Below are 16,066 nucleotides of genomic sequence, written 5' to 3'. Positions count from 1 at the left end.
CTAAAGAACTAATATTTTTTCTTGGCAAATAATACACGCGCTAAAATATTGATTAACAATACACATAAAGTGATCAATAAAACACCTGCCCAAGCTAATTGCTGCCATTCTGAAAATGGACTCATTGCAAATTTAAATATGGTTACTGGAAGATTAGCAATCGGTTCGCTGAGGTCGGTACTCCAGAATTGATTAGAAAGTGAAGTAAACAATAAAGGCGCTGTTTCACCGGCAATTCTCGCAATGGCAAGTAATACTCCGGTAATAATTCCTGAGACAGACGCTTTTAAGGTAATGGATAAAATCATTTTCCATTTTGGTGCGCCTAAAGCATAAGCCGCCTCACGCAAATTATCTGGCACAAGTTTTAGCATATTTTCCGTGGTTCGAATAACAATTGGGATCTGTAACAATGCCAGAGCAATAACACCAGCCCAACCAGAAAAATGCTGCATTCTGGTAACAACAATCATATAAACGAATAATCCAACCACAATTGATGGCGCAGAAAGCAAAATATCATTAATGAAACGAATAATTTCCGCCAGCCAAGAACGACGCCCATATTCGGCTAAATAAATACCAGCCATAATGCCAAGTGGTGTGCCTAGCACCGTTGCCCATAAAATCAACAAACCACTACCTACAATAGCATTGGCTAATCCCCCACCGGTAGAATTTGGCGGCGGCGTCATTTCAGTAAATAAATTCCAGGACATGCCTTCTACTCCTTTGGTTAAAGTTGTAAATAAGATCCAAATTAACCAAAACAGACCAAATGCCATTGTGATCATCGAGAGCAATAGTGCAATCCGATTTTTTTGTCTTCGCCATGCCTGACGGCGTTGACGTTGTTTAATATCGATAGTTTTTGTTGTATCTGTCGTCAACATGTTAGCGCCCTTCATTTTTGGCCAAACGCATAATCATCAATTTAGAAAATGCAAGCACGATAAAGGTGATAACAAATAAAATTAAGCCTAACTCCATTAATGCAGCAGTATGTAATCCACTTTCAGCTTCAGCAAACTCATTTGCCAACGTGGAAGTAATGCTATTTCCTGGCATAAAAAGTGAAAAACTATCTAACTGATAAGTATTACCAATAATGAAAGTGACTGCCATCGTTTCCCCTAAAGCTCGTCCTAACCCTAACATTACACCACCTATTACGCCATTACGCGTATAAGGCAATACGATATGCCAGATAACTTCCCAAGTCGTACAGCCAATACCATAAGCGGATTCTTTCATCATAACTGGCGTCTGCTCGAAAACATCTCGCATTACTGAAGCAATATAAGGAATAATCATAATTGCCAGGATCACGCCGGCAGCTAAGATACCGATACCTAAAGCCGGGCCTGAAAATAATTCACCTATAATTGGTATTCCGGCCAAAACGTTAGCAACAGGCTCTTGAAAATAAGTGGCAAATAGCGGCGCAAAAACAAACAATCCCCACATGCCATAAACAATACTTGGGATGGCCGCCAATAGTTCAATCGCAATTCCTAGCGGTCGCTTTAACCAATTTGGTGATAATTCTGTTAAGAATAGCGCAATGCCAAAACTGACCGGTACCGCAATGATCAAGGCAATTAATGACGTTACTACCGTGCCATAAATGGTCACTAATGCCCCAAATTCCTGAGCAGGGACATCCCAAACCTTTGACCAAAGAAAAGAAAAACCAAATTTTTCAATACTCGGCCACGATGCAATAATCAAAGAAATAATAATTCCACTTAGCATTAATAGTGTAATTAATGCAGCTAACTTAACGAGAGCACCAAAAATAAGATCACCTTTTTTCCCCGGCGCTTTATATGTCGTTAATTTCTCAGCCATTATTTTTTCTCATTTTAATCCCCTTATATAATAAGGGGATAATCATTCATTTATATTAGAGCGCGATTTTTACTTTCTGCTGATGTCACACTCAATTCAGTATATAGGATTACCATTAGCATCCTTTATATTACTTTTCCATGCTGCCCGAATATGTGCCACAACTTCATTCGGCAATGTCGCATAATCCAAAGCCTTAGCCTGATCAGCTCCTTTGTCATATGCCCAATCAAAGAATGCTAATATGGCTTTTCCCTTCTTAATATTTTTCTGTTTTTTATGTAATAAGATAAAAGTTGCGGAAGTAATTGGCCATACATTTTTTCCCGCTTGATTGGTAAGATCTTGCGCAAACGTTTTAGTCCAATCAGCCTTTTTAGCAGCGGCGCTAAAACTATTTGCAGTTGGTGCAACCGCTTCTCCATCGGCAGAAATTAATTTGGTATACGCTAATTTATTCTGTTTAGCATAGGCATATTCTACATAACCGATTGCGCCAGGTAGACGTTGAACAAAGGCAGCAACCCCTTCATTACCTTTTCCAGCAATGCCAGTTGGCCACCTTACGGTAGAACCTGTACCTATCTTATTTTTCCAATCAGCATTCACTTTGGCAAGATAACTAGTAAAAACAAAAGTCGTTCCTGAGCCATCAGCACGTCTAACCACGGTAATATTTTGTGCTGGTAATTTTAAGCCCTGATTTAATTCAATAATTTTCGGGTCATTCCATTTTTTAATGACACCTAGATAAATGTTAGCCAATGTTTTGCCATCTAATATCAATTGTCCAGATTCAATACCGGCAATATTGACCGTTGGAACAACGCCGCCAATCACAGTTGGAAATTGAATAAGATCGGCTTGATGAAGTTTTTCATCATTTAAAGGCGCATCAGAGGCACCAAAATCAACTGTTTTAGCTATAATCTGTTTTATCCCACCGGATGAACCAATCCCCTGGTAGTTAATCTGATCACCCGTTTGTTTTTGGTAGCTATCCGCCCATTTTGCATAAACCGGTGCAGGAAATGTGGCGCCAGCTCCAGTTAGGCTAGTTGCCGCATAAGCTGACATTGTTGTCAAAGAAATTATGGTTATGACATTAACGATGATAGAACGTATCAATTTCATAATCCCTCCTATTTGGGATGAAAGAGAAACAAGTTACTCTGTTAATTGTAGCGAGTTAAAAAAATACGAGGAGAAAATAGATTAGTTAGATGACAGAAAGATGTATTATTTATGATAGTTTTATGACTGTTAAATTAATAACCAATTTATTTAAAAATATAGCCTTATAAATAGATATAATAAATTTTTAAAATCAAAGAATTATATGATTTCATAAAATATGATAAAATTTTCAGTTAAATTACGGCTAAATAAAAATTTAAATTTTTATTTTTCCATTAATGGTAAAGTTGCCCGTATAGATAATCCTCCTCGTTTACTTTTATCTATAATAATTTCACCATCATGAGCATCAATAATTCGGCGAATAATTGCTAATCCTAATCCTGTACCGCCATTACTTCTTGCTCTTTCGCCTTGCACAAAAGGTTGAAAAAGATGTTGAATACTCTCTTTTTTAATTCCTGCACCATCATCCTCAACCTGAAACCAGGCATGATCTTTTATTACACCACTACTGACTTTTACCCAACCATTGCCATAGCGAAAAGCGTTAACCAGCATATTGGTTACTGCTCGTTTAATAGCAATTACATTAGCATTAATAATAATTGGTGTTGAACTAATTTGTGTCTCAATATTAGGCAGAAAACTACTCTCAGCATTAACAGCTTCAAGTAGGACTTTGTTCAAGTCACAAAACTCCATATTCATTTCCCGACCTGTACGTATATAGTCCATGAATTGCTCAATAATAGCATCACACTCTTCAATATCTTTGTTAATTGATTCTGCGAGATATTGATCCTTTTCATTCATCATTTCTGTCGCTAACCGAATCCGTGTTAACGGCGTTCTCAAGTCATGGCTCACCCCTGCCATTAATATCGTTCTATCATTTTCCAGCATTTTTATCCCAGATGACATACGATTAAAAGCGCGGATGACATAACGTATTTCTAATGAACCTTCTTCCTTGATTGCAGGAACCATGACACCTTTTCCCATTTGCTTAGCATAATTTTCTAACACAAATAATGGCCTACTTTGATAGCGTATATAAAGCCATGTAATAGCAAAAATGGTTAAAAAAATAGCCAGGGTATAACGAAATACAACGGCGAACTGATTCTGTCCTATTTCAGTTAAAGGCAATCGTATCCATACATTTGGGGCAAGATAAGAATTTAACCATAAAAAAGGATGCTCTTTGGCGATTTCAAGACGAACATCCGCCTTGCCACCCATATATTCCGCCATCTGTTGGCTTAATTCCTCGTAATGTCTCGCCCAACGTAAGCCTTTCTCCATAGCAAGTGACTTGGTATAAAAATTAATACCCAACTCCTTATAGATTTTCTTCTTAAATGATGGAGGCATCAAAATTGCATTTCCATCTTGTAATTCGATTTTCTCTGTTAATAACGTATGCACTTCATAGGCTAAGACTTTATTGAGCTGCTGAAGACTTGGCATCACAACAAAATTAAGCACAACCAAATAGCTGGTGACTAAACTAGCAAACAGTAAAGTAACAATAACAAATAATGAACGAGAAAACGTGTTACGTCTGGAAAAACGCAATCGTTTCATGCTTTACTACCATCCGGCACAAATACATAACCCAATCCCCAAACCGTTTGAATATAACGTGGGTGAGTAGGATCATCCTCAATCATTCGACGTAGACGTGAAATCTGCACATCTATCGAACGCTCCATGGCACTATATTCACGCCCACGAGCAAGACTCATCAGTTTGTCACGAGACAGAGGCTCACGTGGATAAGAGACCAATACTTTTAAAACAGCAAACTCACCACTAGTTAATGGCATAGACTCATCATCTTGAAACATTTCCCTTGTTCCTAGATTTAATTTGAATTTACCAAACCGAATTACCGCCTCATCCTGGGCCGGTGCACCCGGCAGCTCATTTGCCTGACGTCGTAAAACGGCACGAATACGAGCCAATAATTCTCTAGGATTAAATGGCTTTGGTATATAATCATCCGCCCCAATTTCTAATCCAACAATCCTATCTACCTCTTCACCTTTTGCTGTTACCATAATAATAGGAATAGGATTATTTTGACTTCTTAAACGACGGCAAATGGATAAGCCATCTTCTCCAGGTAACATCAAATCTAGTACAATCAAATGAATAGATTCACGAGTCAAAATACGATCCATTTGCTCCGCATTAGCAGTACTACGTACCTGAAAACCTTGTTCAGTTAAATAACGCTCCAGTAAAGAGCGCAAACGCATATCATCATCCACAACAAGAATTTTATAATTTTCTTGCATTTTTTTGACTCCATAAATATTTTTAAGATCCCTATACATAGTGCCTTAATAACAAATAAGGCCATATAATAATATAACTAATTTCTATTAGTCTTTTTCAGATTAATATTTACATTTAATTGATCTTTTTAATTTTATATCATTTACAACTCAATCCCTTGATAATTAATTTCCAGTATCCAGTAAGTAATAATACCATTTGGCGTATTCACCGTAACTTCATCATCAATTTGTTTACCTAATAATTCCCTTGCCACAGGTGAATTAATAGAAATCCATTTTTTAATCGGATTAAATTCATCAGGTCCAACTAAGCGAAAAACTTTAATAACACCATTTTCATCTTGTAGTTTTACCCAAGCACCAAAATAAACTCTACCTTCCTGACGAGGATCGGGATCAACTATCTTTAATACTTCAAGACGTTTAGATAAAAATCGAATACGTCGATCAATTTCTCGTAATCGCTTTTTACCATAAATATACTCCGCATTCTCTGAGCGATCACCAAGTGCCGCTGCCTCTGATACAGCTTGGGTGACTTTTGGTCGCTCCTTTCGCCAAAGAAACTTCAACTCTTTTTCAAGATTGTTCCAGCCTTCACGAGTAATATAATTATTTTTCACAATAAAAACTCAGTATGATTAACCTTAATTTAAACTAATTACTATATATAATTCAAAAAAAAGTTTTCGTTGACTACATCAGGTTCTAATATCCAAATATAATGTTAACTGGAAATTATTGTTTTCAACACGTATAAATGTGCACATAAGCAGATAATTGCGTCCTATTTAAGTATTGAAGAAACTAAAATGATGAATAAATCCTTAAGCAAAATTATTGCACATGAATTAGACACCACACCAGCGCAAGTACTTTCAGCTATTACATTACTCGATGAAGGAAATACCGTTCCCTTTATTGCCCGCTATCGTAAAGAAGTCACAGGCGGGCTCGATGATAATCAACTGCGTAAACTTGAAACGCGTTTAAGTTACTTACGTGAATTAAACGAACGCCGCCAAACTATTCTAAAATCGATTAATGAACAAGGAAAGCTTACCGCTGAACTTGCTGAAGCGATTAATAACACATTTAATAAAACTGAGCTTGAAGATCTCTATTTACCTTATAAGCCCAAACGTCGTACCCGAGGCCAAATAGCAATTGAAGCTGGCTTAGCGCCTCTGGCGGAGCGATTATGGAATGAGCCCCAACATATACCGGAACAGATAGCCGAAACCTTTATTGATCCACAAAAAAATATTAATGACACTAAAGCTGCACTTGATGGTGCCCGCTATATTCTAATGGAACGCTTCGCTGAAGATGCAAATTTACTTAGCAAAATTCGTAATTATTTGTGGAAAAATGCCCACTTAACAGCCAAAGTAATCGAAGGCAAAGAAACAGTAGGAACAAAATTTAGCGATTATTTTGATCACCATGAGCTTATTGCGCATATCCCTTCCCACCGAGCGCTTGCCATGTTTCGTGGCCGTAACGGTGGCATTTTACAATTATCACTTAATGCCGATCCACAATTTGAACCATCGCCAAAAGAAAGTTATTGTGAAGAAATTATTACTCAACACTTTGGCTTACATTTAAATAATGCACCAGCAGATAAATGGCGAAGAGCTGTTATCAGTTGGACATGGCGAGTCAAAATTCTGTTACATCTTGAAACAGAATTGATGGCTACCTTACGGGAAAAAGCAGAAGAAGAAGCGATCCATGTTTTCGCACGTAATCTACATGACCTTTTAATGGCAGCGCCTGCCGGTATGCATACCACCATGGGATTAGATCCTGGCTTACGCACGGGCGTTAAAGTTGCTATTGTTGATGGGACAGGCAAACTCATTACTACCGACACGATTTATCCTCATACCGGTCAAGCAACAAAATCTGCAGCAACTATTGCATCCTTATGTGAGAAATATAAAGTTGCCTTGGTGGCCATTGGTAATGGTACTGCTTCGCGTGAAACGGAACGCTTTTTCGCCGCAGTTAAAAAACAGTACCCAAATATTACTGCACAGAAAGTGATCGTTAGTGAATCTGGCGCTTCAGTTTACTCAGCCTCTGAGTTAGCGGCACAAGAATTTCCCACTCTCGATGTCTCTTTACGTGGTGCAGTCTCTATTGCTCGTCGTTTACAAGACCCGTTAGCTGAATTAGTAAAAATTGATCCCAAATCAATTGGTGTTGGCCAATACCAACATGATGTTAACCAAACTTTACTCGCTAAAAAATTAGCAGCGGTAGTCGAAGATTGTGTAAACGCAGTCGGAGTCGATCTAAATACCGCCTCTGTTGCTCTCCTTTCTCATGTTGCAGGGCTAAGTAAAACAATTGCCCAAAATGTTGTTAATTGGCGTAACGAACACGGGCGCTTTAATGACCGCAAACAACTATTACAAGTTACGCGTCTTGGTACAAAAGCTTTTGAGCAGTGCGCGGGGTTTTTACGCATTATGGCAGGGAATAATCCTCTCGATGCCTCAACAGTTCATCCTGAAGCTTATCCAATCGTAGAAAAAATTTTATTAACCACTAAGCAACCCTTAAAAATGATCATGGGTAACACTAGCGTGCTCAATAACCTCAAACCAGAACAGTTTACTACTGATAAATTTGGTATTCCGACGGTAAATGATATTTTAAAGCAATTAGAAAAGCCTGGACGAGACCCGCGACCAGAATTTAAAACAGCCACCTTTGTCGATGGCATTGAAACAATGGAAGATCTCAAAGTAGGTATGATATTAGAAGGTTCGGTGACCAATGTGACCAATTTTGGCGCGTTTGTCGATATTGGCGTTCACCAGGATGGTCTGGTACACATTTCCTCCTTGTCTGATAAATTTATTAAAGATCCGCATTCCATAGTCAAGGCAGGTGATATTATCACCGTTAAAATCATTGATATTGATTTAAACCGTAAACGAATTGCGCTGACCATGCGCCTAGATGAGAAAACAGTAGATACACCACAACATCGTAATAAGCAGCAAACAGGCAGAAATGTCCCCTCAGCCAGTTCAACCAAAACATCCCAACAAAGCAATACACTATTCGGTAATAGTGTTATGGGTGATGCGCTGGCGGCGGCACTTAATAAAAAGCGCTAATAGTCAATATTTATATAGCTAATAGTTTGATCTAGTATCAGGCTATTACCTATTCTGTTATAAAAAATCGTTTTTTTAATAAAAATAATGAATTAACGCTAATTTTGCTGCCAATAGTTCACTCTCAAAGTAACGATTGATCAATATCAATTGCTGTCATTTAAAAAAAGCGCTAAATTAATACGAGTAGCACATAATTATGATTATCATTATTAATGTGATAATGATAATATTTCTTATTAATTTTGCTATTCGTCTGGTACCTATTTACGGTATCTTTATTTTTTGGCTTTATAGTGGAAGTGTCTATGTCAATTCTTCCTAATCATCGATACAAAATTGTCGGATTTTCATCAGAAATAAATCCAGCTTACCGCCAGAAGTTACTTTCTTTAGGCATGTTACCTGGATCTTTTTTTAACGTTATTCGTATAGCGCCGCTTGGTGATCCTATTCAAATCCAAACTCGCCGTATGAACTTGATCGTAAGAAAAAAAGATCTTGCACTATTAAATTTAGACGATGCCGGCAACCAAGTAGTATAAAAATATTTTTATGTTAACTAAATAGCCTATTACTTATTACTCATCTGACCCCAGAACTATGAAATCATTAACTATTGGCCTTATTGGCAACCCTAACGCCGGTAAAACGACACTCTTTAATCAATTAACAGGCGCTCGCCAACGTGTGGGAAATTGGGCTGGTGTCACCGTTGAGCGAAAGGTTGGCCGCTTTGCAACCTCGGAATATGATATTGAATTAGTTGACCTACCTGGCACCTATTCATTAACAACTATTTCAGAACAAACCTCACTCGATGAACAAATTGCTTGTCATTTCATCCTGAGTGGCGAAGCGGATATGCTGATCAATGTTATCGATGCCGCTAACCTCGAACGTAATCTTTATCTAACAATACAACTTATTGAATTAGGTGTACCTTGTCTCGTCGCGCTTAACATGTTGGATATTGCTGAAAACCAAAATATTCACATTAATATTGATGAACTTCAGGCACGCCTAGGTTGCCCTGTTATTCCCTTAGTATCGACTCGCGCAAAAGGTATTAGCAAATTAAAACAAGCGATCGATCAGCATAGCAATAATCTTATTTCAACCCTCATCCACTATCCCGATATTTTGCTCACTGAAGTGGAAAAATTAACTCAAATTATCGACCATAATACATTCAGTCATCAACAGCGCCGTTGGTTAGCACTACAAATATTAGAAGGTGATATCTATAGCCGCGAACGTAGCGCTATTTCCACTGATAGATTAGGTAAAATAAAAGCACATTTGCAATCCCAACAAGCTGAAGAACCTGAACTTATCATTGCTGATGCACGCTATCAAACTATTGCAACCCTTTGCGAAGCGGTCATTAATACTGAAACGGCAAAACCTAATAGCTTAACGCAATTTATTGATAATTTCGTCCTTAATCGCTGGCTTGGGTTGCCTACATTTCTTTTTATCATGTATTTAATGTTTATACTTGCTATCAATATCGGTGGTGCATTACAACCCCTCTTTGAAGGTGGATCAGAAGCCATTTTCATTCATGGAATTCAATGGGTTGGTCATACTTTTAATTTACCACAATGGCTGACTGTTTTCCTTGCCCAAGGGGTTGGGGGCGGTATTAACACGGTATTACCATTAGTTCCCCAAATTGGTTTAATGTATTTATTCCTTTCTATATTGGAAGACTCAGGTTATATGGCACGCACGGCATTTGTCATGGATAGACTGATGCAAGCACTAGGTTTGCCTGGTAAATCTTTTGTTCCTTAGATAGTCGGTTTTGGTTGTAATGTGCCTGCCATTATGGGAGCACGGACATTAGATACTCCACGCGAACGATTAATCACCATTTTGATGGCACCTTTTATGTCTTGTGGCGCAAGATTAGCTATCTTTGCTGTTTTTGCAGCTGCTTTTTTTGGCAAAAATGGAGCAAGTATTGTTTTTTCTCTTTATTTATTAGGTATTGTCATTGCGATCCTAACCGGGTTGTTATTGAAATATACTATTGCACGGGGCGCATCTTCGCCTTTTATCATGGAATTACCGGTCTACCATGTACCACACTTAAAAACATTACTGTTACAAACCTGGCAAAGACTGAAAGGTTTTGTGTTAAGAGCAGGAAAAGTAATTATTATTGCCAGTATGATTATCGGGGCACTTAATAGTTTTTCTTTATCCGGTAAAGTTGTTGATAACATTAACCAATCCGCATTAGCGTCAGTAAGTAAAACCCTTACCCCGCTACTGAAACCTATCGGTATCAACGATGATAATTGGCAAGCAACCGTTGGGCTTATTACAGGCGCGTTAGCTAAAGAAGTTGTTATTGGTACATTGAATACACTGTATACCGCCGAAAATATTACTCAAACACCTTTTGATGCCGAGCAATTTAATTTATTAGATGAATTAGAGGATGCCGTTAATGAAACTTGGGATAGCCTGAAAGAAACATTCAGCTTAAGTGTCTTATCCAATCCTATTGAAGCAAGTAAAGGGGATGGTGAGATGGATAGCAGTACAATGGGCGCTATGGCAGCACGATTCGGATCAACTTTATCAGCCTATAGCTATCTAATCTTTGTTCTACTTTATGTTCCTTGCATTTCTGTATTAGGCGCCATTGCCCGCGAAACAAATCGAAGCTGGATGACGTTTTCAATTCTTTGGGGCTTAAATGTTGCTTATTCGGTCTCTGCCTTGTTCTACCAAATAACAACTTTCTCACAACATCCACAGTATAGCGCCGTGGTTATTGGCTTGCTCGTCGCCTTTAATCTACTGATAATCACATTATTACGCCATTCACGTAAACGCATAACACTTAAACTTAATCATAATGTTCACAAATGTAACCACCGTGAACGTGGCTCATGTCATTAGGAGGAGCTAGATGATCAGTTTATTGCAAGTTAGAGATATGGTTGCACTGTATGGTAGAACGGATGCTTACCAAATTAGTCAGAAATTCTCTGCGTCATTACCTATGATTGAAGCTATGTTAGATAAATTAACCGCCATGGGAAAATTAGAACAAATTGATCAATCATCTTGTTTAACGGGTCATAGTTGTAAACTATGCCCTGAAATAAAAAAGTGTAACCTAAAAAATTTATCAAGTAACTTCTGTCTGATTTACGCAAGTAAGCGCTAATTTTTAATAAATTATCGCTTACTTTATTTAGCTTATATAACTTTTTTAATTCTATTTAACTCCTCTTATTCACTGCTCCAATTGGCAAGAAAAATCCACTAACAATTGAATAAATTGCTTAGGATGAGAAATAAACGGGGCATGGGCAGCATGTTTTATTACCACCGAAGGCGAATTTGGTAACCATGCATCTATTATTGGTACGACTTTTCTGGGCACTAAACCATCAAGATCACCATAGATGCGTAAAAAAGGCTTATTTAGCGTTAATAAAGATTGCCGTAGATCCGTTGTTCGCAAAATCTCTAAACCTGCGTTTAATACAGCAACGGAAGGTAATGGTTGTTTCAGTAACACTGTTTTTAATAAACGTATATCTTCATGTGCTGTTTTAGTGCCCAATGTTTGCAATGCCAGAAAACGTTCTACTGTACGATGAAAATTAGCCTGTAATTGTTGTTCAAAGCCTGTAAGCACCATCGGTTTAATGCCTGGCCAGTTTTCTTGCTGACTAAAACATGGTGTTGAAGCCACTGTTATTAAACCCGCGATTTCAGCTTGATGGTTAAGAGCAATGATGTTGGCAATTAATCCGCCTAACGACCAACCTAACCAAATAGCTTGCTTAGGCGCCTTTTGCCAAATAACTTCTGCCATTTGTTGTAATGACATCGGTGGGAAAAAATTACTACGACCATAGCCAGGTAAGTCAACAAGATGCATACGAAAATGGGAGCCACATTCCACTTCAATTGTACGCCAAATTTCTGCATTTAATCCCCATCCGTGCAATAGCACAATATCTTGTTTTCCTTTACCGGACTGCTGCCAAAACAGTGTGGACATAGTTATTCTCTCTTTATAGGTATAAAAAAGGATATCATTATGTTAACAATGGCTGGATACTGTTGGCTATGCCACCAAACACTAAAATATCGCTTTCATGGCATTTGTCACTACTGTTTAAAACATTTGCCTTATCTAAAACAAGTTTGTTATCGCTGTGCTTTACCCGTCGAAAAATTTACCTTTACTTGCGGTCGCTGCTTACAAACTCCACCCTATTGGCACAATCTTGTTGCCATTACTGCCTATATACCACCATTAAGTAAGCTAATACAGCAGTACAAATTTGGAAAAATCCCTCAAATCGCTTTTATCCTTGCGCGCTTATTCCTACTTTATTGGCAACAAGGATATCGTCAGCAACGCTGGCGCAAACCAGATATCATATTGACATCCTCCCCCACCTTCACACTTCGTGACTCAGGAGGGGGATTCCCGTTAGTCGGAGACTATCTGATCGCTCAGAAGCCTGGTTCCTGCTGCTGACGGCATTACTGCACCGTTCACTTCACAGGCTAACACGGCATGTCCTGCCGCTAAAATGTTACGAGCTCCGTTGATATCTGCGTTCTCTGTATACCCGCACTCAAGGCACTCGAATCTACTTTGTGATTGACGATTTTCTTTCGCTGTATGACCACAACATGCACACCGTTGACTTGTATATGCCGGAGGCACAGCTAATACCTGACCACCGCGCCATAGCTGCTTGTACTCAAGCTGACGGCGCATTTCATACCAACCCTGATCCAGTATCGAACGGTTAAGTCCTGATTTTGCCCTGACATTCCGTCCGTGCTGCTCTTGTGTACCTTTTGCCGATTTCGACATGTTACTGACCTTTAAGTCCTCAATGACGATCATCGCGTGGTTTTGCTGATTTCACTGGTGACTTTGTGAAGGTAGTCTTTGCGGATATTGGTTATATGCGAGTGGAGACGTTGGATTTTTCGCTTCTGTTTTTTCCAGTTATTGCTGAATTTAACTTTACAGCTTAACTGACGCTGGAATTTCGCCAGCTTTTTTTGGTTGGTTTTAAAACTGTTTACAGGTTCAAACACTGTGCCGTCTGACAGCGTGGCGAGTCTGGTTACACCTGCATCCAAACCAATCATTGTTGCTGACGAATGAGGCTGAATGTCCATTTCCAGTTCGACCTGAAACGATATATACCAGTGTCCCGCATGTTGGCTAACGGTTGCGTTTTTAATCTTACCGTACAGCTTTTGCGACTGCCGGAACTTTACCCATACCAAACCTGACGGTAATCTCACTCTGCCATTATCGAGCTGACAATATTTATCAAAATTAACAAAACGAACTGAATCACGCCCGTCATTTTTCCTTTTAAATACAGGAGCTTTTGCTGCCAGTTTTTTATCAAAGCAGCGTTTCCATGCCCCGTGCAGATCTTTGAGTTTCTGCTGAAGATTATCCGTGTAGGCTTCTTGCAAAAGGAATGTTCCGGCTTTTTTTCCATTCTGTGAGCATCCGATTTAGTTCAAACGCTGACGGTAGTTTACCGCCGGATTCAATAATGCGTTGCGTCTCTGCTAGCCCGTAATTCCAGATAAAACGAGCGCATCCGCACAACTGCCGCAAACGTTGCGACTGTTTTCGGTTGGTTCGAGTCTGAATTTGTAGGCTTTTAGAATTAGCATTATTACTCAGTGTGTAGTAAATTATCTCACTATCTTACCGTATATCCGGTTAATTTCAATGCAAAAATATAAAATCAACCGTTCAAGACATGCAGCGTTTCTTTTACATGTTCACCTTGTCTTTGTGACTAAGTACCGAAAGAAAGTACTCAGTGGCTTGCACTACAAAGCATTTCATCAGTATGCAGGTGAAGTGTGTCGCGACTTTGGGGCTGATTTAAAGGAAAGTAACGGAGAGTCCGATCACGTTCATATGCTGATCGAGTACCCGCCCACAGTGCAGTTGTCAGTACTAGTAAACTCGCTGAAAGCGGTAACGTCTCGTCGTCTGCGTAATGAGTTTCTAGACTTGCGTGGGGCTTACGGCAAGCCAGTGTTGTGGTCTCGATCATACTTTGCAGGTTCGTGCGGGGGAGCACCGCTGGAAGTTGTTAAGCAATACATTCAAAATCAGCGTGGCTGATCATTCTTCGGGCTTTTCAAGCCCGACCAAATTCCCCTCCCACCTTATGTCGGTGGGAGTACCCTTTGGAGGTTAAGATGGCAATACCACTTCATCATGGTAAACATTGGCAACGTGGATTTAATCAAGCCAGTTTAATGGCCATACAATTAGCTTATTGGCTAGGATGCCAATATCAGACTAATTCAATTACTCGCACTCGTGCTACACTACCACAAACTCAACTTTCTGCTAAAAAACGTACACAAAATCTTAGTAACGCTTTTAGGATAAAAAAATCGTTTCAAGATCGTCATATTGCTGTACTGGACGATGTAATTACAACAGGTACAACAATGAATGAAGTGGCTAAATTGCTCATTAAAGCTGGCGCAAATTCAGTCCAAGCCTGGGCAATATGCAGAACCTTGTAGAAAGTAATGAAAAGAGCGTATGATAAACATACTAAAATGATAAAGTTGAGCATTGACTATGATTAATATTACTGAAGCAGCACAAGCTCATTTTGCCAAACTATTGGCAAATCAAGAATCTGGTACACAAATTCGCGTATTTGTTATCAATCCTGGCACACCTTCTGCGGAATGTGGGGTCTCTTATTGTCCACCTGATGCTATCGAAGCAACTGATATTGAACTTAAATTTGATAAACTTTCAGCCTATGTTGATGAGATTAGCGCACCTTTTCTGGAAGAGGCTGAAATTGATTTCGTAACGGATCAATTAGGCTCTCAACTTACTCTAAAAGCACCTAATGCTAAAATGCGAAAAGTTGCTGACGATGCCCCGCTGATGGAACGAGTTGAATATGTTATTCAATCACAAATTAATCCACAGTTAGCCGGCCATGGAGGAAAGGTATCATTAATGGAAATCACTGATGATGGATATGCCATTCTACAATTTGGTGGAGGTTGTAATGGCTGTTCAATGGTCGATATTACCTTAAAAGAAGGTATTGAAAAGCAATTGCTAAATATGTTCCCAGACGAATTGAAAGGCGTAAAAGATTTAACCGAACATCAACGTGGTGATCACTCTTATTATTAAAATTATTACCCATTTTTGCTAAAGATAGATACTCTTTAAGAGTATAGAGAGTATCTTTTTTTCCAAACATAAAATAATATAGCGCAGAATTACTATGGATAATTTTCAATTAATTACAGTTGAACAAGCCTATAAACTTTGGCAAACAGGTAACAGCATCATGGTCGACATTCGCGACCCACAAAGTTTTCATTCAGCGCATATTACCAGCGCTTACCATCTTACAAATGAGTCCTTAAATAACTTTATTAGCCAAACTGACTTTGATACGCCAGTAATGGTAATGTGTTACCATGGCCATAGTAGCCAAGGAGCAGCACAATATTTGGTTAATACGGGCTTCGAAACTGTTTATAGCATAAACGGTGGTTTTGAAGTATGGTCGAGAGAATATCCACACACCATCAATTCACTCTCTTAAG

General features: G+C 38.8%; 15 protein-coding genes and 2 pseudogenes. 9 read left to right on the top strand and 8 right to left on the bottom strand.

What is annotated here, in order from left to right:
• Positions 1–8 precede the first annotated feature (8 nt).
• The 6 genes from pstA to greB form a co-directional block, all read right to left on the bottom strand.
• Complete coding sequence (gene pstA / locus LDL57_RS00725) at positions 9–893, bottom strand: phosphate ABC transporter permease PstA (protein WP_180559202.1); 885 nt, start codon at positions 891–893, stop codon at positions 9–11.
• 1 nt (position 894) lies between these two features.
• Positions 895–1,851: a phosphate ABC transporter permease PstC gene (gene pstC / locus LDL57_RS00720; protein ID WP_180559201.1), complete on the bottom strand. Its 957-nt coding sequence runs from the start codon at positions 1,849–1,851 to the stop codon at positions 895–897.
• A 96-nt stretch (positions 1,852–1,947) separates the two neighbouring features.
• Complete coding sequence (gene pstS, locus LDL57_RS00715) at positions 1,948–2,985, bottom strand: phosphate ABC transporter substrate-binding protein PstS (RefSeq protein ID WP_180559200.1); 1,038 nt, start codon at positions 2,983–2,985, stop codon at positions 1,948–1,950.
• A 267-nt stretch (positions 2,986–3,252) separates the two neighbouring features.
• Positions 3,253–4,578, bottom strand: a complete 1,326-nt coding sequence (gene envZ / locus LDL57_RS00710; RefSeq protein ID WP_180559199.1) for a two-component system sensor histidine kinase EnvZ — start codon at positions 4,576–4,578, stop codon at positions 3,253–3,255.
• Positions 4,575–5,294 carry an osmolarity response regulator transcription factor OmpR gene (gene ompR / locus LDL57_RS00705; RefSeq protein WP_026821896.1) on the bottom strand — a complete coding sequence of 240 codons (720 nt, stop codon included), beginning with the start codon at positions 5,292–5,294 and terminating at the stop codon, positions 4,575–4,577. The genes envZ and ompR overlap by 4 nt, the downstream gene beginning before the upstream one ends.
• Before the next feature lie 143 nt (positions 5,295–5,437).
• Entirely contained in the window at positions 5,438–5,923 is a 486-nt protein-coding gene (gene greB, locus LDL57_RS00700; protein ID WP_225507434.1) for a transcription elongation factor GreB, read from the bottom strand.
• Positions 5,924–6,112: 189 nt separating this feature from the next.
• On the opposite strand from greB, the gene LDL57_RS00695 reads away from it, so the two are divergent.
• The 4 genes and pseudogenes from LDL57_RS00695 to LDL57_RS00680 all read left to right on the top strand — a co-directional run bounded on the left by LDL57_RS00695 (position 6,113) and on the right by LDL57_RS00680 (position 11,624).
• Positions 6,113–8,434: a Tex family protein gene (locus LDL57_RS00695; protein ID WP_180559221.1), complete on the top strand. Its 2,322-nt coding sequence runs from the start codon at positions 6,113–6,115 to the stop codon at positions 8,432–8,434.
• Positions 8,435–8,742: 308 nt separating this feature from the next.
• Positions 8,743–8,979, top strand: a complete 237-nt coding sequence (gene feoA / locus LDL57_RS00690; RefSeq protein ID WP_180559198.1) for a ferrous iron transporter A — start codon at positions 8,743–8,745, stop codon at positions 8,977–8,979.
• Between the two features lie 58 nt (positions 8,980–9,037).
• A pseudogene (gene feoB / locus LDL57_RS00685) lies at positions 9,038–11,353 on the top strand (Fe(2+) transporter permease subunit FeoB).
• Between the two features lie 10 nt (positions 11,354–11,363).
• Positions 11,364–11,624, top strand: coding sequence for a FeoC-like transcriptional regulator (locus tag LDL57_RS00680; protein ID WP_180559197.1), 261 nt, complete (start codon positions 11,364–11,366; stop codon positions 11,622–11,624).
• Between the two features lie 69 nt (positions 11,625–11,693).
• Here the strand turns inward: LDL57_RS00680 and bioH are convergent, their stop codons facing one another.
• Entirely contained in the window at positions 11,694–12,470 is a 777-nt protein-coding gene (gene bioH / locus LDL57_RS00675) for a pimeloyl-ACP methyl ester esterase BioH (protein WP_180559196.1), read from the bottom strand.
• Between the two features lie 39 nt (positions 12,471–12,509).
• On the opposite strand from bioH, the gene LDL57_RS00670 reads away from it, so the two are divergent.
• Positions 12,510–12,956 carry a hypothetical protein gene (locus LDL57_RS00670; RefSeq protein ID WP_225506773.1) on the top strand — a complete coding sequence of 149 codons (447 nt, stop codon included), beginning with the start codon at positions 12,510–12,512 and terminating at the stop codon, positions 12,954–12,956.
• Here LDL57_RS00670 and LDL57_RS00665 read toward each other — a convergent pair.
• Positions 12,909–14,141 (bottom strand): annotated as a pseudogene (locus LDL57_RS00665) (RNA-guided endonuclease InsQ/TnpB family protein). The gene LDL57_RS00670 and the pseudogene LDL57_RS00665 sit on opposite strands and share 48 nt — an antisense overlap.
• 48 nt (positions 14,142–14,189) lie before the next feature.
• Between LDL57_RS00665 and tnpA the strand changes: the two are divergent.
• The 4 genes from tnpA (at position 14,190) to glpE (ending at position 16,065) form a co-directional block, all read left to right on the top strand.
• Positions 14,190–14,594: an IS200/IS605 family transposase gene (gene tnpA, locus LDL57_RS00660; RefSeq protein WP_225505529.1), complete on the top strand. Its 405-nt coding sequence runs from the start codon at positions 14,190–14,192 to the stop codon at positions 14,592–14,594.
• Positions 14,595–14,671: 77 nt separating this feature from the next.
• A complete protein-coding gene (locus LDL57_RS00655) occupies positions 14,672–15,007 on the top strand; it encodes a phosphoribosyltransferase family protein (RefSeq protein ID WP_225506771.1) in 336 nt (111 codons plus the stop codon).
• Positions 15,008–15,065: 58 nt separating this feature from the next.
• A complete protein-coding gene (nfuA, locus tag LDL57_RS00650) occupies positions 15,066–15,644 on the top strand; it encodes a Fe-S biogenesis protein NfuA (protein WP_180559194.1) in 579 nt (192 codons plus the stop codon).
• A 94-nt stretch (positions 15,645–15,738) separates the two neighbouring features.
• Positions 15,739–16,065: a thiosulfate sulfurtransferase GlpE gene (gene glpE / locus LDL57_RS00645; protein WP_180559193.1), complete on the top strand. Its 327-nt coding sequence runs from the start codon at positions 15,739–15,741 to the stop codon at positions 16,063–16,065.
• Position 16,066: the final 1 nt, after the last annotated feature.

The organism is Arsenophonus apicola, from assembly GCF_020268605.1.
GTDB lineage: Bacteria > Pseudomonadota > Gammaproteobacteria > Enterobacterales > Enterobacteriaceae > Arsenophonus > Arsenophonus apicola.
Note: the sequence above shows the minus strand (reverse complement) of the source record. Positions and strands in the feature narration are given on the sequence as shown.

What these genes read in the sequence shown, in the direction of transcription:
- pstA (WP_180559202.1), bottom strand. Translation starts at nt 893, where the DNA reads ATGTTGACGACAGATACAACAAAAACTATCGATATTAAACAACGTCAA.
- pstC (WP_180559201.1), bottom strand. Translation starts at nt 1,851, where the DNA reads ATGGCTGAGAAATTAACGACATATAAAGCGCCGGGGAAAAAAGGTGAT.
- pstS (WP_180559200.1), bottom strand. Translation starts at nt 2,985, where the DNA reads ATGAAATTGATACGTTCTATCATCGTTAATGTCATAACCATAATTTCT.
- envZ (WP_180559199.1), bottom strand. Translation starts at nt 4,578, where the DNA reads ATGAAACGATTGCGTTTTTCCAGACGTAACACGTTTTCTCGTTCATTA.
- ompR (WP_026821896.1), bottom strand. Translation starts at nt 5,294, where the DNA reads ATGCAAGAAAATTATAAAATTCTTGTTGTGGATGATGATATGCGTTTG.
- LDL57_RS00695 (WP_180559221.1), top strand. Translation starts at nt 6,113, where the DNA reads ATGAATAAATCCTTAAGCAAAATTATTGCACATGAATTAGACACCACA.
- feoA (WP_180559198.1), top strand. Translation starts at nt 8,743, where the DNA reads ATGTCAATTCTTCCTAATCATCGATACAAAATTGTCGGATTTTCATCA.
- LDL57_RS00680 (WP_180559197.1), top strand. Translation starts at nt 11,364, where the DNA reads ATGATCAGTTTATTGCAAGTTAGAGATATGGTTGCACTGTATGGTAGA.
- bioH (WP_180559196.1), bottom strand. Translation starts at nt 12,470, where the DNA reads ATGTCCACACTGTTTTGGCAGCAGTCCGGTAAAGGAAAACAAGATATT.
- LDL57_RS00670 (WP_225506773.1), top strand. Translation starts at nt 12,510, where the DNA reads ATGTTAACAATGGCTGGATACTGTTGGCTATGCCACCAAACACTAAAA.
- tnpA (WP_225505529.1), top strand. Translation starts at nt 14,190, where the DNA reads ATGCAAAAATATAAAATCAACCGTTCAAGACATGCAGCGTTTCTTTTA.
- LDL57_RS00655 (WP_225506771.1), top strand. Translation starts at nt 14,672, where the DNA reads ATGGCAATACCACTTCATCATGGTAAACATTGGCAACGTGGATTTAAT.
- nfuA (WP_180559194.1), top strand. Translation starts at nt 15,066, where the DNA reads ATGATTAATATTACTGAAGCAGCACAAGCTCATTTTGCCAAACTATTG.
- glpE (WP_180559193.1), top strand. Translation starts at nt 15,739, where the DNA reads ATGGATAATTTTCAATTAATTACAGTTGAACAAGCCTATAAACTTTGG.